14 protein-coding genes and 1 pseudogene are annotated in these 19,922 nt (G+C 61.5%); 10 read left to right on the forward strand and 5 right to left on the reverse strand.

The features are described from left to right. The first annotated feature begins 453 nt into the window (after nucleotides 1–453). Entirely contained in the window at nucleotides 454–4,173 is a 3,720-nt protein-coding gene (locus J8I87_RS02260; RefSeq protein ID WP_313063659.1) for an AAA family ATPase, read from the forward strand. A 385-nt stretch (nucleotides 4,174–4,558) separates the two neighbouring features. Here J8I87_RS02260 and J8I87_RS02265 read toward each other — a convergent pair whose 3' ends face one another. Continuing rightward, complete coding sequence (locus J8I87_RS02265; protein WP_209929822.1) at nucleotides 4,559–4,942, reverse strand: nuclear transport factor 2 family protein; 384 nt, start codon at nucleotides 4,940–4,942, stop codon at nucleotides 4,559–4,561. A gap of 407 nt (nucleotides 4,943–5,349) precedes the next feature. Continuing rightward, on the reverse strand, nucleotides 5,350–6,147 hold the full coding sequence (locus J8I87_RS02270) for a substrate-binding domain-containing protein (RefSeq protein WP_209929823.1): 798 nt from the start codon (nucleotides 6,145–6,147) through the stop codon (nucleotides 5,350–5,352). A 182-nt stretch (nucleotides 6,148–6,329) separates the two neighbouring features. On the opposite strand from J8I87_RS02270, the gene J8I87_RS02275 reads away from it, so the two are divergent. Beyond that, nucleotides 6,330–7,286 (forward strand): serine hydrolase, encoded by a 957-nt coding sequence (locus J8I87_RS02275; protein ID WP_209929824.1) that lies wholly within the window; start codon nucleotides 6,330–6,332, stop codon nucleotides 7,284–7,286. Between the two features lie 176 nt (nucleotides 7,287–7,462). On the opposite strand, the pseudogene J8I87_RS02280 reads toward J8I87_RS02275, so the two are convergent. Further along, nucleotides 7,463–7,737: pseudogene (locus J8I87_RS02280) on the reverse strand (carbohydrate ABC transporter permease); the annotation flags it as partial. Between the two features lie 295 nt (nucleotides 7,738–8,032). Here J8I87_RS02280 and J8I87_RS02285 point away from each other — a divergent pair. From J8I87_RS02285 to J8I87_RS02295, 3 genes are all read left to right on the forward strand, one after another. Continuing rightward, nucleotides 8,033–8,353, forward strand: a complete 321-nt coding sequence (locus J8I87_RS02285; protein ID WP_209929825.1) for a hypothetical protein — start codon at nucleotides 8,033–8,035, stop codon at nucleotides 8,351–8,353. A 190-nt stretch (nucleotides 8,354–8,543) separates the two neighbouring features. Beyond that, nucleotides 8,544–9,605, forward strand: a complete 1,062-nt coding sequence (locus J8I87_RS02290; protein WP_209929826.1) for a catalase family peroxidase — start codon at nucleotides 8,544–8,546, stop codon at nucleotides 9,603–9,605. Beyond that, on the forward strand, nucleotides 9,602–10,135 hold the full coding sequence (locus J8I87_RS02295; RefSeq protein WP_209929827.1) for a cytochrome b: 534 nt from the start codon (nucleotides 9,602–9,604) through the stop codon (nucleotides 10,133–10,135). Before J8I87_RS02290 ends, J8I87_RS02295 begins: the two co-directional genes overlap by 4 nt. A gap of 77 nt (nucleotides 10,136–10,212) precedes the next feature. On the opposite strand, the gene J8I87_RS02300 is transcribed toward J8I87_RS02295, so the two are convergent. Next, nucleotides 10,213–11,172, reverse strand: a complete 960-nt coding sequence (locus J8I87_RS02300; RefSeq protein WP_209929828.1) for an isopenicillin N synthase family oxygenase — start codon at nucleotides 11,170–11,172, stop codon at nucleotides 10,213–10,215. Nucleotides 11,173–11,418: 246 nt separating this feature from the next. Here J8I87_RS02300 and J8I87_RS02305 point away from each other — a divergent pair, with 246 nt between their 5' ends. The 4 genes from J8I87_RS02305 to J8I87_RS02320 all read left to right on the forward strand — a co-directional run bounded on the left by J8I87_RS02305 (nucleotide 11,419) and on the right by J8I87_RS02320 (nucleotide 15,694). Beyond that, nucleotides 11,419–12,384, forward strand: a complete 966-nt coding sequence (locus J8I87_RS02305; RefSeq protein ID WP_209929829.1) for a D-2-hydroxyacid dehydrogenase family protein — start codon at nucleotides 11,419–11,421, stop codon at nucleotides 12,382–12,384. A gap of 42 nt (nucleotides 12,385–12,426) precedes the next feature. Further along, nucleotides 12,427–13,311 (forward strand): LysR family transcriptional regulator, encoded by an 885-nt coding sequence (locus tag J8I87_RS02310; protein ID WP_209929830.1) that lies wholly within the window; start codon nucleotides 12,427–12,429, stop codon nucleotides 13,309–13,311. 284 nt (nucleotides 13,312–13,595) lie between these two features. Further along, nucleotides 13,596–14,915, forward strand: a complete 1,320-nt coding sequence (locus J8I87_RS02315) for an MFS transporter (protein ID WP_245253650.1) — start codon at nucleotides 13,596–13,598, stop codon at nucleotides 14,913–14,915. Between the two features lie 26 nt (nucleotides 14,916–14,941). Further along, nucleotides 14,942–15,694, forward strand: a complete 753-nt coding sequence (locus J8I87_RS02320) for an Asp/Glu racemase (RefSeq protein WP_280923046.1) — start codon at nucleotides 14,942–14,944, stop codon at nucleotides 15,692–15,694. Nucleotides 15,695–15,866: 172 nt separating this feature from the next. Here J8I87_RS02320 and J8I87_RS02325 read toward each other — a convergent pair whose 3' ends face one another. Beyond that, nucleotides 15,867–18,152, reverse strand: a complete 2,286-nt coding sequence (locus J8I87_RS02325) for a hypothetical protein (RefSeq protein ID WP_209929831.1) — start codon at nucleotides 18,150–18,152, stop codon at nucleotides 15,867–15,869. A gap of 1,127 nt (nucleotides 18,153–19,279) precedes the next feature. Here J8I87_RS02325 and J8I87_RS02330 point away from each other — a divergent pair. Further along, the gene (locus tag J8I87_RS02330) at nucleotides 19,280–19,897 is read left to right on the forward strand and encodes a glutathione S-transferase family protein (RefSeq protein WP_209929832.1); all 618 of its coding nucleotides are present in this window, start codon (nucleotides 19,280–19,282) and stop codon (nucleotides 19,895–19,897) included. Nucleotides 19,898–19,922: the final 25 nt, after the last annotated feature.

The following is a 19,922-nucleotide window of genomic DNA, read 5'->3' on the forward strand; positions in this document are numbered from 1 at the left end:
GCTACCCTCGCCGCGTCGGGCGTACGGCATCGCCACGATTCAACTATCGTCGCCGGACGTCATTGGACCGTGAAGAGCGCGCCGGGCCGCGTAAAAACACCGTGAAAAAAGAGACTCGCAATGGACGGGGGCGAGAAGTCCGCGTGGATTGCCTGAATGTCGCGCACCGGAGAGTAAACTATTTGCAGGGTGAAACTTCAGCTCACGCACGACATGACCCGGCTCATGATCGAAGTTTTCGGTGGCTTGCACATCCGACTTGCCGGGAAGCCTGAGCCTTTGGACTTTCCCACGAGGAAATGCAAAGCCATCCTGGCTTACCTTGCCCTCTCGCCGGGCATGCTGCGCTCCCGGGATCAACTGGCCAGCGTTTTCTGGGAGCGCAGTGCGGAAGAACAGGCAAGAGCCAGTTTGCGGCAAACGCTGTCGAGCTTGCGCAGGATGCTATCGGATGTGCCCCCGCTGCTGAATGCGGAAGCGGACGCGATATGGCTCGACGCACATCTCGTGGATGTCGACGCGCTGCAATTCGCGCAGCTCGCGAATGAGCAGTCTCACGATTCGCTGGTAAAGGCCGTCGCGCTTTATCGAGGCGCGCTTCTCGATGGCTTTGGCCTTCGTGAAGAGCCTTTCGAGCAATGGATGACCGTCGAGCGCCGCTGGTTTCATGAGCGCGCTGAGGCGGTATTCGCCGAACTTGTCTCCCACTGGGAACAATCCGGCGAATTCGATCGCGCGATTTCGGTGGCCAGTAAGGCACTCGCTTTGGACCCTCTGCTCGAATGGGCTCACGCGGCGCTCATCAGGCTGTATTTACGCACGGGACGCCGCGACGCCGCCGTTCGGCAATATCAGGAGTGCGTCCGTGTGCTCAACACGGAACTCGGCATTGCGCCTGCCGAGGAAACGCAACGTCTTGCTAGTCAAATCCACCAGGATACGGGCAGGCACAGCGAACCCGCCGCGCGCGCGGCGTTTGCAGGACAGAAAGCCGCGCAGGACGGGAACGCATCGCGCGCTGAGTACGCAGCGGACATCTCGACCGTCTTGCCGGCGGAGCGCAAGCAGGTGAGCGTGCTCTGCGCGCGCGTGCGCGAGCCTGTCAGCGATACGGATCCCGAGACGGCGCTCGAGCAGTTCGACCCTGTTCTGAAGGCGATGGTCGATGCGGTTCAACGTTTTGGCGGCCGGGTGACACAGTTCAGAAGCGACGGCGTGACGGCCCTGTTCGGCGCCCCTGTCGCACAAGAGGACCACGCAGTGCGGGCTTGCTATGCCGCGTTCGCGATGCGCGAAGGCATTCCCGCGCTCACTGGCCGGCATCTTGATGTGCGGATCGGCGTCCATTCGGGCGAGGCCGTCGTTCGCACGATCGGCGACGACCGTTCGCAGCACTATGACGCGCTTGGTGCCGTACCGCAGCTGGCCAATCAGATCGATACCACACTGTCGGCGGGAGAAATCGGCGTGAGCGCCGATACCGTGCGCTGTGCCGAAGGCTTTATCGAACTGTCGGATCGTCAGGGGAGGCTGCTTTCCGTGGCGACCTCCGCTCCCGTCGAGATTTTCATACTGCGTACAAAGTCTGCGCTTCGCCTTCGCTGGAACGCGCGCACGGTTCGCGAACTGACACGTTTTGTCGGCCGCGATGAGGAACTGGCCAGATTGCAGGGCATGCTCGAACGCGCCGGACGTGGCGCTGGCCAGGTGTGCGCGATCGTTGGCGAGCCGGGCGTGGGCAAGTCCCGTCTCGTGCATGAGTTTGTCAACTCGGAACACGCGGCCAACTGGACGAGACTCGAGACGGGCACGTCCTCGCTCGACACAAGCGCGATTTATCTGCCGCTCGCCAATCTGCTGCGGACATGGTTCGGCATTGGCGAGCGCGACACGCTGGCGGAGGTAGCCGACAGGCTTCATCGCGGCGTCGACGCCATCGACCCGGCACTCGCATCGATGCGCCCCGCGCTGACTGCCCTTCTGGATCTGCCGCCGGAAGATCCGCAATGGGAAATGGCGAGTCCGCCGCAAAAGCGCAAGCGCACGCTCGAAGCGATCGTCTCCCTTGTGATCCGTGCGAGTGAGAACCATCCGTTGATACTCGTTGTCGAGGATCTGCACTGGAGCGATGACGGCACCCAGGCGGTGCTCGATCATCTCGTCGACTTTATCGGTGCGTCGCGTGTGTTGCTGATCGTGACCCATCGACCCGAATATCGGCACGCATGGTTCGGCAAGAGCTATTTTTCCCAACTGCGCCTCGAAAGTCTCGACGCCGAGAGCGCGGAACTGCTCCTGCGATCGCTGCTCGGCGACGCCGCCCCGCTGTCAGCGCTTCGGCTGCGCCTGATCGAACGCACGGGACGCACACCGCTGTTCCTCGAAGAGTCTGTCCGTGCGCTGGCCGATGCGGGTGCACTGATTGGCCGCACGGGCGCCTACCGGATCGTTCAAACCATCGAGACGTTCGAGATCCCTTCGACCGTGCATGCCGTCCTCGCGTCGCGGATCGACCGGCTGTCCGCGCAGCAGAAAACCCTGTTGCAGACGGCGGCCGTGATCGGTCACGAGTTTCCCGTCGATCTTCTTCAGCAGGTCGCCGATCTCGACCGCGAACATCTGCACGATCTGCTGGGCGATTTGCAGGCGGCCGAATTCGTCTATCAGACGCGCTTGTTGCCGCATCAGCAATACACGTTCAAGCATGCGCTCACACATCGCGTCGCATATGCAAGCGTGCTCAAGGAGCGACGCCGTTCGATGCATGTACAGCTGGTGGACGTCATCGAGCGGCTTCACGCGCAGCGTCTTGACGAGCATGTCGAGCAACTCGCGCACCACGCGCTTGCTGGCGAACTATGGGACAAGGCGCTTCACTATCTCTACCGGTCGGCGGACAAAGCGCTGCAGCGGTCGGCGTATCAGGCGGCGTCCGAGTACCTGCACAGAGGGCTCGACATCATCAGGACGTTGCCTCGCACGCCGGCGCTGCTCAGACACGAACTCGATTATCAAAAGGTCCTCGGCGTAACCATGATGGCGGCGAAGGGCTGGGCGGCCAAAGAGGTACTGGACGCGTACACGCAAGCAAGAGCGCTCTGCGAGGAGCTTGGCGACGAGGGTGAACTCTTCACGGTGCTGCGAGGCGAAGGTCAGTATCGAATGATCCGCGGCGAGTCTGAAATCGCACGCCAGCTCGGCAATCGCTGCGCGGCGTTGACGGCGGGCTCACATGACCACGGAATGCAGCTTGAAACGCATCATCTGTTCTGGACGAACAGCTTTTTCATGGGCGAATACGCCGCTGCGGAGCTTCACAGTTCACGAGGGATCGCACTCTACGACCGGCAGCGGGATCACGCGCTGACATTCAAATACTCGGGACACGATCCGGGTGTGTGCTGCCGGTGCTTCACCGCGCTGGTGCAGTGCCTGCACGGGTATCCCGACAAGTCGCTTTCGACTTGTGACGATGCGCTCGAACTCGCGCAAGACCTCGATCATCCGCTCACGAACGCGCTTGCGTACTGGACATGCAGCTTTGCCCACATCCTGCGCGGCGAGCCGGAATTGGCGAGACAGTGGGCAGCGCGGGAAATCGCGGTATGCGAGGAGTACGTGCTGCCTTTATTGTTGTCGCAGGGGATATTCCAGCTAGGCTGGTCGCTGGCGCAACTCGGCGATCTCGACGAAGGCATGGAACGAATGCGCGAAGGCATTGCGGCAATCAGCGCAACGGGTGCGGAAATGGGACTGCCATACTTCAACGCATTGCTTGGCGAAGTCCTTGGCCGCGCGGGCAAACCAGCCGCCGGGCTCATCGAGATCGAGCGGGCGCTTGCCGCTGTCGATCAGCATGGCGGACGCTTCCAGTTATCGGAAATGCTGCGCATAAAAGCGGAATTGCTCGTCGCGCTGTCCCGTACGCGGCGGGAAGAAGCGATCGCCTCCCTACGCGAGGCGATCTCGGTTGCGCAAAGGCAAGGCGCGGGGTTTCCGCGTCTTCGGGCGGCGATCAGCCTTGCGCGCCAGTTGGCGGAAACAGGTGACATTAAAGATGCCTATGCGGCGCTGCAGCCTGCGTGCGAAAGCATCAGGGAACGAAGCGAACTTGCGGACATGCGCACGGCCCAGGCGCTCCTCGCCGAATTGAACGATCGGTCCCGCTGCTGAACGCGCTACCGCCGCAAGCTTGCGGCTCTCGCGAGAAGCAGCTATGCGCTCAACTCATTCGCCGAAGGCAAGCGTGAACAAGCGCGCACCCCTCTTCTGCGAGCCGCTTTGTGGCGAAGCCGGGTAGAGGGGAACTTGCGGCAGACGGTTAGTTGCGTGCCATTTAAAGATCGCTGGCCACCCCAAGATCGGCTCGTGCGTTTCGTGAAGTGTTTTTTTCGACGCGGGATAGCTGTTCGCGGTTGTGTCGCGACGACGGCCGCTCGATGGGCGATGGTGATCCGCACATCGATGTGCGCTCACGCAGAACGGCGCCCTGCTTGACGCGACTCGCGGCATGCGGTCATTTATCGAAGCTGTGGGACTGGCAGACCGCGACGAGCTCTCACGTGATCCGCTCGACCCATTGGCTCCGCCATTCCGGCGCTTCAAAGGGTTCCGCGAAATACTGGGTCTCATGGACGACCTTGATGTTCCGGAACTCCATGATGCTTACCGTGCAGGTCGCTCTTCCCTTGTACGAAATGATGTACTCAGTCACCCAAAGAGTACCTGTTCCCTGAATTCTCCTTACGTTAAAACCCGATGGCTTGTCTGGGTGATGGCTCCGCAGCGCCTGCAGGTTTGCCCTTCCGACGATTCGCTCGCCTGATTGGGGATATTCACAGATCGCATTGTCGTCATAGATGTCGTGCTCAGCATCAAGATCGCCGGCTGCCGACGCGCGCCAGTGGGCATCGATGGCCTCGCGTATTCTTGCTTCGTCCATGGAGTGCCTCCGGATCTGTTCGATGGTTACCCCGCGTCCGCAAAAAATCGAGCGCAGCCTCGCGGGCGGCATGGAGTTCATGCACTACCGTGATTCGATCGTGCCGTCACGGACGCGTTGCCGGGTGCGTGCCAACGTGCTCTGCAGCGCTGCCTTATAGGCATGATCTGCGCTGTCCATTTGCGTCTGTTTTTCGTGTTCTCCTTGCTACCCGGCGCGTGATTTCTCAAGCCGCTCAGACAATAGAACCTTAGCAAAAGAGCATCCGTTTCGTCTTCGACGATCTGACTGACGATCACGCCTTCACACGGGCCGGAGCGCTGAAAGGGCGACGCATACGCATAAGCGCTGCGGGACGCCCGCCGCCCGGCTTTCACCGCCGACGCGACGCATCCTTCAAGCGTCACTCATTTCGCAGGCGTGATCGCAAGCGGCTCCAGCCCCGTCCTCGCGATGGCGGGAGCCGCGTCCGGCGACGACAGAAAGCGGATCAACTCCGCTGCGCCGGCGGGATTTCTCGCACTCGTGGCGATGCCTCCGGAGAACACGATGTAGCTTTGCACTTCCGCGGGCAAAGTACCGACCACCGTCACCCCTTTCACCGGCAAGAGTTCGACGACCTGCTGAAAGCCGATCTCCGCCTCGCCGTCCGCGACGAGATTCGCGACCTGGCCCGTCGGGATCATGCGGCTTCGGCTTTCCACGCGCCCGGCGAGCCCGAGACGCGAGAACAGTTCGCCCCCGATATACACTCCGCAGGCGCTGTCCGGATAAACGATCGACTTTGCGGTAAGCAGCGTGCGCCGCAGCGCGTCAATGGTGCTGATATCCGGCTTGGGTGTTCCGTCGCGCACCGCCATGCCGATCGGCGAGCGCGCGAAGTCGACCTTGCTGGCAGCCACGACCTTGCCGGCATTGATTTCGTCATCGAGCGCATAGCCGACCACGATCAGCACGTCGGCCCACTCGCCGCGTGCAAGCCGCATCGGAATGGCGTTGGCGGCGGTGCCCGCCGCGGGCCCCCAGACGGTGACGAGCGTTCGCCCCGTCGCCTCCTGGAATTGCGGTCCCAGTTCCCGGTAGGCAGACGCAAACCCGCCCGCGATCATCACCTTGACGTCGTCGGCCCATGCCGCCCCGCTAGCCAGCAGAACGCCAGCCAGGCAAAACGCGAATGCACAAACCCTCAGCTTGCGGATAGTCACGGCCTGGCCTCATGTCGCAACGTGCAATCGATCAGCAACCTCGCCGCTGATTCCTCGACAGATAAATTCTGTCTTTTTTCACACACTCATTCCAGCACCGAGCAACTAAAGTTTAGTTGTTGGAGACCGTCGTGCGCGACGAACCCGTCGCATTTCGATCGCGGCCCAAAGGTGCGAATATCATGAAGAAAGTCATCTGCGCGCTGCTTTTCGCTGCGACGACGTTGCCGGCCCGCGCCGACGCGCCCTTCCTCTATTCCCATAGCGCAATCGTCTACGACATCGCGCGCGGCGAAGTCCTGCTCCAGAAGAATCCTGACGACGTTCAGGCCATCGCGTCGCTGACCAAGCTGATGTCCGCGATGGTCGTGCTCGACAGCGCCCAGTCAATGTACGAAACGCTTACCATCGACGACGCCGACATCGACCGCCTCAAGCATTCCGGATCGCGCATCCCCGTCGGCGCGTCGCTCGAACGGGAGGCGATGCTGCGCCTCGCGCTGATGTCGTCCGAAAATCGCGCGGCTTCCGCGCTGTCCCGTGCATTTCCAGGGGGCCAGGCCGCGTTCATCTTGACGATGAACAACAAGGCACGCGCGCTGCACATGATGGACACCCACTTCGACGATCCAAGCGGTCTTTCGCCGGACAATCTCTCAACGGCACGCGACGTCGTGAAACTGGCGGCTGCTGCGTCGCGTTATCCGTTGATCGGTTCTTTCACGACGCTTCCGGATTACGAAGAGGTGGTCGGCAGCCGGATGAGGTTGTATCGCAACACCGATCCCGTCGTGCTCTGGCAGGACTGGGACGTTCAACTGGCGAAAACCGGCTACACCCGCGAGGCGGGTCGGTGCATCGTGGTCGATGTCAACATGCCGAACGGCGAGTTGATCATCGCGCTGCTTGGCGCGCGCTCATCGCGTGCGCGACTGACCGATCTCGTCACGATTCGCCGTTGGCTCAACGGCGATGAAACGCCCATCGTCGCGCCGCGCAGGTACTATGCGAGCGCACGGCCGCATCGACATTACGCCGTGCTCGCGCAATCGCATCGCGTCAAGATGAGGTTCGTCTCATATCGGCCGGGAGCGGGCGCCGGCGTGCATCGGCAAAACATCAGGCGTCGCGCCAGCTAGCCGGGACACGGCGTCTGACGCGTCAAGCGATGCGCGCCTCCGACGTGGTGATCGAACAGAAGCGACTTCGAAACATCGAATAACAGGTCCATCGTCGACATCGGCGCAGGGTTTGCGTCGGGATGAATCCGGCTGATGCTCCCGTTGCCGTTCAATTGCGTGAATACCAGCGTGTCGCCTTTCACCGCGCCCGCCGTGAGGCCGCGAACGAAATAGCGTCCCGTCATGATGTAAAAGACCAAAGTCCGCAGTGCGGCGATAATCGCGGCAGCCATATTGACGTTGTATTCCTTCGTGCGTTCCGATGTGTCGACCGGGTTGTTCAACGCGATCGTGATCGGCCTTGAATCCGCGCCCGCAAAGATCACACCGGACAGGAAGTCGTTCCCTATTCGCGTGAACTGCCAGATCACCACACCATCAGGATCGGCAGCGAAACGGGCAGCACGATCCCCACCGCCACACCTCGCCGATTGAAAAACTTCCACGCGCTTGCAATTTCCCTGGGCAGATACGGCTGAGCAAAACGCGCCCACGTCGCATGCACGCCAAGCCTCTCAGCGCCCACGTGCTTGCAAGCCCGCCCTGGCCCGCCTGATGCTAAATCATGAGGCTGCGGGCGCGACGTCTGACGCCCACGCGCCGCGCATGTCGGCGGGACATAGCCCGAGGCGCTCGCGTTCGCCGCGCTGACCCGCGTACTCGACGGCACGCAGACACTGGGACGTCTGAACGGCTTGCCGTCGATGGTATATGGCTATGCGTTCCAGCAACTGAACAACGGTCCCATCATCACCGCGCTCTGGACGCACAACAACGCCGTCTGGCCGACGGCGTCGGGAACCTGTAGCCCGGCCTACAGCACGCGCTACGCGCTGACCGTCGATTCGCCCGGCACGAGCGGCCATGTCGCGCTGATCGACATGATGGGCAATCCTGTGTCGGTTGCCTATGCGAATGGAGTCGTGAATCTGACGCTCACCGAATCGCCAATTTACGTCGTGTCGAGAAATGCAAATGTCTTTTCCGGCAAGTACACGGCGCCCATTGGCTATACAGGCCAGTAGCGGGCGACATGCGATGGGCGGGACGGCGCGGCAATCGCCATGTTCGGCTGCCAGAGCGCCTGGCCGCGCAAAGGCACGCGCCCGCCATGAAGATGGCTGATCGCGTCACGGCACCCGCGCCTCCCCATCACTGCAAAGATCCCGGCATGCTGCTAGATTTTCGCCATCAGAACTCTTCGTCGAGAGCCAGATGCCAGATAGACCAGGTTCCAATGCGTCGTCAGCGCGTTCGCTGGCGCTGATCGCAATCGCCGTCGCCGTCGTGGTGCTGGCCTTCGCCTATACGGCCGGCTGGCTTTCGCCTCAACGCCTGACGCCAGCAAAAATCGTCAATGGCCTTGCGCCGCCGGATGGACCTGCGTTGGGCTTCCGGCGCAACCACGCGAAGGGCATCTGCTTCACGGGCACATTCGAATCGAATGGAGCGGCCGCCGCGCTATCGAAGGCGGCGATGTTTGCACCGGGCTCGTATCCCGTCACGGGGCGCTTCAATCTCGCCACCGCAGATCCGAAAGCGGCCGATGCAACCGTTCGCGTCCGCGGCCTGAGCCTGCGGATCGTCGCGCCCGATGGCAGCGAATGGCGCTCGGCGATGATCGACGCGCCCTTCTTTCCCGTCGCCACGCCACAAGCCTTCTATGACCTGTTGCAAGCCTCGGCGCACAAGGACGACCCCGACGCAATGAAGAACTTCGTCGCGGCACACCCCGAGTTCGCCGCGTTCGGCGCATGGGCGACGAGCGCGCCCTGGACCGCGTCCTACGCGCAGGACCGGTATAACAGCCTCAACAGCTTTATCTTCACGAACGCCGCGGGACAGGATCAGGCCGTGCGCTGGTCCTTCCTGCCTGCCGCGAAGCCGGAGCCCGTCCCCGACGACGCACTCAAGCAGCGCGGGCCCGACTTCCTTGCCACGGATATCACGCAGCGGGTACACGGCGGGCCGCAACGCTGGACGATGATAGTCATCGCCGCCAATCCGGGCGACCAGACGGCCGACCCAAGCAAGGCGTGGCCGGATGACCGCCGCAAGGTGGAAGCGGGCACGCTGGTGGTCAATGCGATCGAACGGGAGCCCGATGGACCGTGCCGCGATCTCAACTTCGATCCCACCGTCCTTCCTCCGGGCATTCGCGTCTCGGACGATCCATTTCCGGCCGCGCGCTCGGCCGCCTATTCGGTATCGTTCAACCGTCGAACCGCCGAGGACAAATACTATCCGCACACTCCTGCCGAAGGAGCGAAGCCATGACACCGACCCACGATCGATTCACTGCGCTGCAGCGCGCGCTGCACTGGATCATGGCGATATGCATCCTGTCGATGCTGTTTATCGGCGTTGGCATGGTATCGACCATTCGGCCCGACTACCTCACGCTCGTTTCGATTCACAAGCCGCTGGGCCTCGCGATTCTCGTGCTCGCGCTGGTCCGGCTCGTGGTGAGACTCGTGCGCGGCGCACCGCGCTTGCCGCCGGACATGCCCGAGCCGATGAAGCTCGCGGCGTATCTTTCGCACCTGGCTTTCTACGGGCTGATGATCGCGCTTCCGCTTCTCGGCTGGGGCATGCTGTCGGCAGCCGACTACCCCGTCGTCGCGGCCGGCGTACGCCTGCCGTCGATACTGCCGCACAGCAACGAACTGCACACGCTGCTCTGGAACGCGCACAGATTTCTCGCGTTGTGCTTCTTTGCGTTGATCGTCGTTCATCTGGCTGCCGCGCTGTTTCATGCGCTGGTCAGGCGCGACGGTGTTTTTCATGCGATGGCGCCCTGGCGCTAACGCCCATGTCGCGACGGACACGGCCGTGCCCGCTCGCGACGCGGTCAATTGCGACGCGATGCAAACAAGACCGCATATCAAGCCGAGAACGAATAGTTGGCGCGCAACAATGCTTCCAGATGTTCGCCATATAACTTCGTGGGTTGAGCTTCGCGCGCAGCGGTCGAGTCTTGCGGCGGCACGAGCGGCGCGACGGGAGCATTCAGTCCGCAATCGAAGAAAAACGCAATCGAGTAACGCGCCTTGCACGGATGATTCACGACACGGTGCGGCGTGGCCTTGATACGGCCGCGACTCCACGTCGCGATGATCTGTCCTGTGTTGAGGACCAGCGAGTTGTCGATGAACGGCACGTCCAGCCAATCCCCATCAGCAGCCTGGACCTGCAATCCGCCAACCTCGTCCTGCGCGACGAAGGTGAGACAGCCGTAGTCCGTATGCGGTGCCGAGCCGAACACGTCCGGCTCGCGCATCGGCAACGCGGGATAGTGAAGCAGACGCAATATCGGGTTGTTCGGCGTGTAGTATCCGTTCAGGCCGTCGCGGGGCAGCCCCATCATTTCTGAAAAGCACGGCAGCACCTTCATCCCGAGACGAGCCACCGCGTCGCGATAGCGTCGCGCCGCCGCCTCGAAGCCATCGACCTCCCGCGGCCAGATCTGATGCCCGCTTAACGCGCAGTGCGACCATCTTTCGCGCAACGATTCGTCGAGTTCATCGATCACGATGAACGAGTCGCTGTGATTCGGCTTTTTCGCCGAGCCGAGCGGCGAGCGGCGCAGCGTCGATGTATTCAGTGGCAGGAAGCCGCGCAGATTCGCTCCGTACCGCAACGGCATCTTGCGCTCGTCAGGCAGCGCATGAAAGCGCCTCGATGCGCAGAACAGATCGTCAGTCACACTGCGGGGCACGCGATGATTGACGAGAACCGAAAACCCGATCGTGGAATGCGCATCATACAAGGCGCGCTCCACTTCGGACCAGCCGCGTGGATCGTCGCTGAAAAGCGGCGCAACGTCGATAAGAGGGATGTTCATGTTGGCTTCTCCTTGGAAACGCACGGACGACGGTCACGCTCATCGCTGATTGCGATCCGCGCCGCCGCACACCGTAGAGAGGATTGTCGGCGTGCCGAATTAGCCGACAATTAGCGCCACGGGCTCGTGGCCCACGCGCGACGGCGCACACGCAGCGGGATGGCCGTCTGCACTGTATCGGCGAATTCGATCGCTTTTGGATATGATTTTATGGAGGCTCTCATTCGCAAATCCCGGAGGTAACACATGTCTAGCCCGTCCGTTGTCCGAGTCGCCATTCTCGACGACTACCAGAACATCGCACTCGAAATCGCCGACTGGTCTGCATTGAAAGGCCGTGCGGAGATCACGGTTTTCAACGACCACGTCGCGCAGACCGCGCAAATCATCGAACGGCTGAAGCCCTTCGACGTGCTGTGCGTGATGCGTGAGCGCACACCGCTCACGCGTGAAATCATCGAGGCGCTGCCCAATCTCAAGCTGATTGCGTCGACGGGTTCGGGCAACGCGTCGATCGACACGGACGCGGCGGCCGAGCGCGGCGTCAAGGTCGTCCACACGGGCTATTCATCGACGCCGACCATCGAATTCACGTGGGCAATGATTCTTGCGATGGCCCGCAATATCTCCGTCGAGAATCAGTCGTTGCGCGAAGGCGGTTGGCAAGTCGCACTCGGAACGCAACTGGCGGGCAAGACGCTCGGCCTGCTCGGGCTGGGTCATATCGGCTCGGCCGTCGGCGTGATAGGCCGCGCGTTCAGGATGAATGTGATTGCGTGGAGCCAGAACCTGACGGCGGAGCGCGCGGAATCGAAAGGCGTGCAACTGGTCGACAAGGATACGCTGTTCTCCACGTCCGACATTCTGTCGATCCACGTCCGACTGAGCGAACGCACGCTCGGCCTGGTCGGCGCTGCCGAGTTAGGCAGAATGAAGCCGACGAGCCGCATCGTCAATACGTCACGCGGCCCGATCGTCGATACGGCGGCGCTGCTCGCCGCGCTGGAGAGCGGGCAGATCGCGGGCGCTGCCATCGACGTGTACGACACCGAGCCGCTCGAAGCGGCACACCCGCTGCGTTCGCTCGACAACGTGCTCGCCACGCCGCATATCGGCTATGTGACGCATGAGCTATACGAAACGTTCTACGGCGATACCGTGCGCAACATCGTCGAGTGGCTCGATCAGACGCAGCGGCCCGCGCATGCATAAACCGAGGCGAATCCTTGCACGCGAAACGACCTGGAGCGTGCGTTGAAGCTCGATCCCGTTTCTCTCAAGCTGTTCGTTCGCGTGGTCGAAGAAGGCACGATCGCGGGCGCGGCAGAGCTCGAACACATCGCCGCGCCCGCTGTCAGCAAGCGCCTGCGCGAACTCGAAGAACTGTTCGGCACGCCGCTGCTGTCGCGCACGAACAAAGGCATTACGCCGACAGCGGCGGGCGTCAATCTGTCGATACTCGCGCGCGATGTGCTGGACGACATGCGCAATATCGTCCTGCAGATGAAGGCGTACTCGGACGGCCTGCGTGGATCGGTGCGCGTGCTCGTCAACATCTCGGCGATCTCGACCTTCATGCCGCCCATCGTCAAGTCGTTCAGCGACCGCTATCCGGACATCAATATCTCGCTGATCGAGCGCGACAGCCTCGCGATTACCGAGAGCATCGCGGAAAACGTCGCGGAAATCGGCGTCTTTACACGGTTGCCGCATAGCGCCGACATCGAGGTTCATCCGTTTCGCACCGACGAACTGAAGGTGCTCGTCCCGTCCCGTCATCCGCTCGCGAATCGACGTCACGTCAAGTTTGCGCAGACGCTCGACTACGAGCATGTGGTGCTCCGGGCGGGCACGCATCTGCGCTTCCAGATGGCCACGGAGGCGAGCCAGGCGGGAAAGACGCTGCGCGCGAAGGTCGAAGTGTCGTCGTACGACGCGCTGTGCAAGATGGTGCAGGTCGGCATGGGCGTCGGCATCCTGCCCGCGGGCAATGCGGAGCTATACCGCCTGCCCGGCACGCGCACCGTGAAGCTCGATGAGACATGGGCCACGCGCGAGCTGGTTGTGTGCGTGCGCCGTGCCGATGCGCTCTCGCCCGTTGCCCGGCTCTTTTTCGAGCATCTTCGCGCGAGCAACTGAACCTCGACACTTCCGGTCCTGCCATAACGGTTCGCGATGGCAGGATAGCCATTCGCTGGTGTACAGCGCGGGGCCATCTCCTTAGCATCAAGTCACTCGACGCGCACGCGTAGTGCCACCCGCCGTCTGACCGCCCCGCGCTACGAGGCGTCCCGCCATGAGCTGGCGCCTCTAGCGAACCCTCCACCCACACCGGGCATTTGACAGACGTTGGCTGCACCGACGGGCGTGCGCATCCGGGTAATCGGATCAACACGGCCGCCCGGCCGTCAACGGACTACAAAATGAACAGTACTGGAGCACTGGAGACAGCACGGACGGCTCACGCCGCCTCTTCCGAGCAGATGCCGCGCCTGCGGCGTTACGTGACGCTCGGCGGTTCGTGGGGCGCGTGGCTGTTCGACGCACTCGACGCGACCGTGTTCGGTTTCGTCATTCTCGCCGTCTCGCATACGTTTTCGGCGTCGCTTGCCGATGTGGTGTCGACCGTCGCCTGGTTCCTGCTCGCAACGGGCATCGGCGGCTTCTTCCTCGGCAATATCTCCGACAAGATCGGCCGCAAGCGCACCTTGCTCATTTCGGTTCTGACTTACGGCACAGGCACGCTGCTGTGCGGATTCGCCCATAGCATCGCGGAACTGAACGTGTACCGCTTCGCGGTGGGGATCGGCGTAGGCGGATTGTGGTCGGCGGCCGTTGCCCTCGTCAGCGAAATCTGGCCGGCGTCGGGCCGCGCGAAGGCGATCGCCGTGATGCAGACGGGCTGGTCGGGCGGCAGCCTGCTGGCCGCGATCTTCGCGTGGACGCTGCTCGACGCGTCGAACCCCGATTCGTGGCGCAGGCTGTTCGTTCTGTCCGCTGTGCCTGCTTACGTCATCGCCGTTTTCATTTTCTTCTTCGTTAAGGAATCGCCCGTGTGGCTCGCCAATCGCGAGTTCCTGAAGAACAACGCCGGCAAGGCGAACCTGTTGCAGATCTTCCAGCCCGAGTACCGACGCACGACGCTGCTCGCACTCACGATTTCCATTCTCGGCATGTATGGGTACTGGATCATCACCACGTTCACGCCGACCTATCTGCAGAGCATCCTGCATGTGCGCATCGATCAGGCTCCCGTGTTTCTGGTGTGGACGGGCATCGGCGCGACGCTCGGCTATCTCGCGTACGGCTCGCTGGCGGAGCGCTTCGGGCGGCGCGCGGCATTTGCGGGCTTCTTTATCGGCATCGCGATCGCAGTACCCATGTTCGCCTATGGCGCGACGATGATTCCGCTGGCCAACGGCAAGCTCGAATTCAACGCGCACAACATCGCGATCATCGGCGCGCTGTCGGCGTTGCTCGGATTCTTCACCGGCTATTTCAGCGGCTTCGGCGCGTGGTACGCGGAACTCTTTCCGACCAGCATCCGTTCGACGGCCGCAGGCTTTTGCTTCAACTTTGGACGCGTCGGCGCAATTGCAGGGATCAAACTCGTGCCCGCGCTGATTCCGCTCATCGGCTTCACGACGACCTATTGCATCGCGTCCATTGCGTACGTCACCGCCGCGCTTCTCGTCTTCACGCTTCGGGAAACGCAGGGCGTTCAACTCACAAGCGGAAACTGATTTTCAACTCTCGCCAGCCAGAAACCATGAAGACCTATCGAATCGGCCAGATCGTTCCCAGCTCGAATACGACGATGGAAACGGAAATTCCCGCGATGCTGACCTCGCGCTATGAGCTCTTCCCCGAAGAGCGCTTCACGTTCCACTCGGCACGCATGCGGATGATGCATGTCACGCCGGAAGAACTGAAGAAGATGGACGTGGACAGCGACCGCTGCGCGCTCGAACTCAGCGACGCGCGCTGCGATGTGCTCGCCTATGCGTGCCTCGTCGCGATCATGTGCCAGGGCGTGGGTTATCACCGCACGTCGGAATCGCGCCTTAAAAAGGCTGTCGAAAGCAACGGCGCGCCGACGCCGATCATCAGCTCGGCAGGCGCATTGGTCGAAGGCGTGAAGACGATGGGATTCAAGCGTGTCGCGATCATCACGCCGTACATGAAGCCGCTGACACAACAGGTGGTCGATTACATCCAGAGCGAAGACATCGAAGTGACCGACTCGATCAGTCTGGAAGTGTCGGACAACCTCGCTGTGGGCCGCCTCGATCCGCTGAACCTGATCGGTCACGCGGATCGCCTCGATATCGGCAACGCTGACGCCGTCGTGCTCTCCGCATGCGTGCAAATGCCCTCGCTGCCCGCGATCCAGGCCGTCGAGGACCGCCTCGGCAAGCCCGTCCTATCCGCCGCGACGTCGACCGTTTATCGCATTCTCAAGACGCTCGGACTGAAGGCGCAAGTGCCGAACGCGGGTTATCTGCTGTCGGGCCGTTACTAGGCAAAGCGACTCTGCGCCGCCAGCCGCATAAGAAAGGGGATCCAGGAAGCTGACTTCCTGGATCCCCTCACCTTTTGGAACGTGGCGCGCGTCAATCGCAACGGACGGGCAGCGAGCCCGTCCTGGCGGTGTTGCGACACCGCGCTGCGTTGCGCGCGTTTTCGACCGACGATTATTGACCCGTGTAACCAACCGGCACGGTCGAATTGTTCTTCGCGACCGTCGCGTTGTTCGACACGATGTACTGCGGCACTTCCGTCAATGTCAGCGACACCTGGCCGTTCGAATACGGAACCGTGGTGACGTTGCCGTACCCGTCGATTTTCGCGACGTTGCCCGACGTGCCCGGGTTGTCGACCTGCAGCGAATAGCTCGTGGAATACGTCTGGCTATACGTGCCGTTGCTGGTCGGCCACTGACTGTTGTTGTGAGTCCATGCCGCCGTCACGACCTTGCCGTTGCCCAGTTGCTGGAACGCGTATGCAAACGTGCCTTGCGGCGTGCCCTTGATGCGACCCAACGTGTTGGTGCCGTCGAGTACGCGCGTCATCGTCGCAAACGCCATCGCTTCAGGCTTCGGCGAAAGGTTCGATGCACCGAATGCGCCCTGTGCGTTGTTCAGGTCGAAGAACGTGCCATAGCCAGGCTCACCCGGGTAGTCGGCGCCATAGAAGAACGTCGTGAGCTGCGCGCCGCCGCCCAGCACGATGATGTGCGACCGCACGCCGACAGCAGCATGGGCGAACAGCTGGTTTTGCGACGGCACGGTGGGACCATAGTTCAGGCCCGGATCGTAGCTCGTACCCGCTTCCGTGAAGAACAGCTTCATGTTCGGCTTGCCCGCTTGCATCACCGAGCGCAACTGTGCCATCTGGTTGTCGAGCGCGTTGGCCTGGTTCGCGGGATCCGGGTCCGAGTCCTGCAGTTCCGGCGGGTGCGCCGGATAGGTACCCGCATTCCAGTAACCATGCGTCGACACTGCGTCGATGTAGTTCCACAGGCCGAGCGCACCGAACTTCTTCAGATAGCCGGTGGTACAGGTATCGCAGTTCGCCGCGAACGGATTGCCCGTACCCATCACGACAGCGTTCGGATCGGTCGAGTGAATGCCTTGGTAGGCGGCCTTGTACATCGCGACGAAGTTCGCGTCGCTATCGGCCCAGCCGAGGCTCGGCTCCCACGTCACCTGATAGTAGTTCTTCTGCTGGTTCGGGTAGGTCGCGGCGCGGATGAGACTCGTGTCCGTGCCGACCTTCGCCATGAAGCTCTGGAACTCCTGCATGTTCACGGGCGCGTAGTAGCTGTCCGTGTACTGGCCCGTCTTCGAATTCCAGCCCGGGATACCATCGAGACGCACGATGCGCATCTGGTCAGGATGAGCCTTGTAGAACGGATCGAGATCGTTCGCGTTGGGCGTATAGGTGTTCGGCCCATTCGGCTCCATCGTCGATTGCTGGCGGTCGTCGATCGTCCACGTGATGCCCAACGCGTGCAGAGCCGCGATGTTGCCGTTGAAGCCCTGCATGCCGAAACGATGCTGGTCTTGATGAGCGTACGTGACGGTGCCCAGTGCCGACGTGAGATTCGGCAGCACGCCGAACGTCGCAATGCCCATCGGACGCGTGCCGCTGTGCGGCAGCGTGCCGCCGTTCGCGCGCAGCGTGGCCGTGATTGCGCCATAGCCTGACCAGGTCGAGGTACACGAAATCGTGTTGGTCTGCACGCCGGCGTTCACCGGGAAGCTGCCCTGCGTTTTGATCGCGCCATTCGAATCAGCAATCGACCAGACCACCGTATCCGCATTCGGCGAGTTGGTCGTAACGGTCACCTTGAACGGCGTGTTGTTCTGGAACACACGCAGGCCATCCGTGGTCGGCGTGTCGGCCGTGATCAGGCCGTTCGGCGTGCCGCCCGCCTGTTGCGTTGCCGGGCCGCATGAAAGCGTCGAGCTGCCCGACGGCGAAGGCGTAGGCGCGGGGGTCGGCGTCGGCGTCGGGGTGGGCGTCGGGGTGGGCGTCGGCGTCGGTGTGGGCGTCGGCGTCGGCGTCGGGGTGGGCGTCGGCGTCGGCGTCGGCGTCGGCGTCGGTGTCGGAGACGGAGACGGAGACGGAGACGGAGTCGGCGAAGGCGACGGGGTAGCCGCAACGGCACGCACCCAGCATGCCTTTCCATAGCCGAATGCAGGATCCGTTTGCGAAACTGCGCCGACGTAACAGCCGACGCCGTTGGTGAAGGTACGAGGAGCAGTCAGCATCACGGAAGGCGCATTGGGCGGAACGGCGCCGAACACCACAGCGGCCGTTCCGAGGAACGAGCAATTGCCGTTTTCCTTACCGCAAAGCGTGTATTGCTGGCCCGCGACTGTAATCGTCGATGCCTGCGCGTACACCTGATCCGCGCCAAACGATGCCAACACGGTTGCCGACGCAACTCCCAGTACTTTCCAATATCTCATCATTGTCCGTATATCTCGCCGAAATCAGTTTTCCCCGAAGGTCCAGCAAGATCGAGCAGTGTCGTCCCGCTTTGGCGTTATCGAATCCCGAAACGCGGGCATCGAAGGAAGCACGTACGTGCCCCGGAGCCCACGCCACTTACAGCCAACCCCCGCCTCATCCGTTTTCACGAATGCGCAGCACAGTCAAAGCCATAAGCTTTTATTCATCCGTTTTTATTACGGAATACTTACTATTATGTTAACAATGCCTATGGTGCATTGATTCTTCCAGCAGGCATGCAGTGGGCCGATTCGCTCAGGGAGCTGCAGCTCTCGTATGCCGTACTTTCCTTGAACGCATCTGATGCGTTCAAAACAACTGGCATCTAGTCAGCTTCGATCGACCCACGGGAGCATCGTGGACGGCACCCAAAGCGCTACGATTTTGTGACACACAAATGTCGCATGCGTGAAATTAGGAAGCCTTATCGATTATCAAATTTCACTGCGCGAATCAGGCAATGCCAAGCCGCCGCAAACCTTCCCGGTTCGTGGAGACAAATGCGGACCCACATTGAACAGGCAACTCCTGACGTCACATTTCCGCGGTCGACAAACTGCGCGAAAAGTGCAGCCACATGCCTGGACTAGACAAAACGACGCCCTGACGCGTAAAAGGCGTCCTCGGTACTTATTACCCGGGTTGCTTCCCCGATTAAGTATTAATTACGGAGAATTTCAAGGCAGACGAATTATAAACGTTTCATTCGTGTAACGTTGCCGGGAGAAAACGGAAAAGGCGATGTCTCTGATTATGTCGGGCAAAATTCGACATATGCTTCCGGGAAGCGCTCCCAGCCAAGAAATTTCCACCCATAAACCGGGATAAAAAGTACATTCATAATTGATGTGGTTATTTTTTCTGCCTTTTTATAATATTAATACAATAAGTCAATTTCCCAATTCGGTGGAGGTTAAGCCGGCCTATAGCTCAGCAATCGATCGCGTCACGCACGCCTCCACCATTCTCGTTGCGAGAAGAATGAATTGACCTCGCGAGGGATTCTGCCGAGCCTGATGCCTCCTTAGACTTCCGTCTCAAGTGATCTGGATGTCCCCAGTCACACCTCTGACGGAAGGAAAACGCCATGAAGCTCTATTACCACCCGCTGTCCGGCCACTCGCACCGCGCCCGCCTGTTTCTGTCGCTGCTCGGCATCGAGCATCAGTTGATAGAAGTCGATCTTGCCGCGGCCGCGCACAAGTCCGCCGATTTTCTGAAGCTGAACCGGTTTGGCCAGGTGCCCGTTCTGGTTGACGGCGACATTACGATTTCCGATTCGAATGCGATCCTCGTGTACCTCGCCCGCAAGTCCGGCAAGACGGCCTGGCTGCCCCAAACGCCCGCGCTCGAGGCGGCCGTCCAGCGCTGGCTGTCCGTCGCCGCTGGCGAGATCGCGTTCGGACCGGCCGCCGCGCGACTGATCACCGTTTTTGGCGCAAAGTACAACGCTGACGAAACGATCGGCCGCGCGCATCACATCCTCAAGCTGATCGACGAAGAACTGGCAGCCCGCGCATTCATCGTGCAGCCCGACCCGACGATCGCCGACGTCGCGCTGTACAGCTACATCGCGCGCGCACCGGAAGGCAACGTCGATCTGTCGTTCTACCCGAACGTCAACGCGTGGCTGCGACGCATCGAGGCGCTGCCCGGCTTCGTCGAGTTCCAGAAGACGCCCGTTGGCCTCGCCGTGAGCAACTAGGCACGCAATTCATCGGGAAGCCTGA

It is taken from the genome of Paraburkholderia sp. LEh10 (genome assembly GCF_017814945.1).
Lineage (GTDB): Bacteria > Pseudomonadota > Gammaproteobacteria > Burkholderiales > Burkholderiaceae > Paraburkholderia.

Coding starts and splice junctions, on each gene's coding strand:
- J8I87_RS02265 (WP_209929822.1), bottom strand. CDS start 4,942: ATGGACGAAGCAAGAATACGCGAGGCCATCGATGCCCACTGGCGCGCG.
- J8I87_RS02275 (WP_209929824.1), top strand. CDS start 6,330: ATGAAGAAAGTCATCTGCGCGCTGCTTTTCGCTGCGACGACGTTGCCG.
- J8I87_RS02285 (WP_209929825.1), top strand. CDS start 8,033: ATGGTATATGGCTATGCGTTCCAGCAACTGAACAACGGTCCCATCATC.
- J8I87_RS02290 (WP_209929826.1), top strand. CDS start 8,544: ATGCCAGATAGACCAGGTTCCAATGCGTCGTCAGCGCGTTCGCTGGCG.
- J8I87_RS02295 (WP_209929827.1), top strand. CDS start 9,602: ATGACACCGACCCACGATCGATTCACTGCGCTGCAGCGCGCGCTGCAC.
- J8I87_RS02300 (WP_209929828.1), bottom strand. CDS start 11,172: ATGAACATCCCTCTTATCGACGTTGCGCCGCTTTTCAGCGACGATCCA.
- J8I87_RS02305 (WP_209929829.1), top strand. CDS start 11,419: ATGTCTAGCCCGTCCGTTGTCCGAGTCGCCATTCTCGACGACTACCAG.
- J8I87_RS02315 (WP_245253650.1), top strand. CDS start 13,596: ATGAACAGTACTGGAGCACTGGAGACAGCACGGACGGCTCACGCCGCC.
- J8I87_RS02320 (WP_280923046.1), top strand. CDS start 14,942: ATGAAGACCTATCGAATCGGCCAGATCGTTCCCAGCTCGAATACGACG.
- J8I87_RS02325 (WP_209929831.1), bottom strand. CDS start 18,152: ATGATGAGATATTGGAAAGTACTGGGAGTTGCGTCGGCAACCGTGTTG.
- J8I87_RS02330 (WP_209929832.1), top strand. CDS start 19,280: ATGAAGCTCTATTACCACCCGCTGTCCGGCCACTCGCACCGCGCCCGC.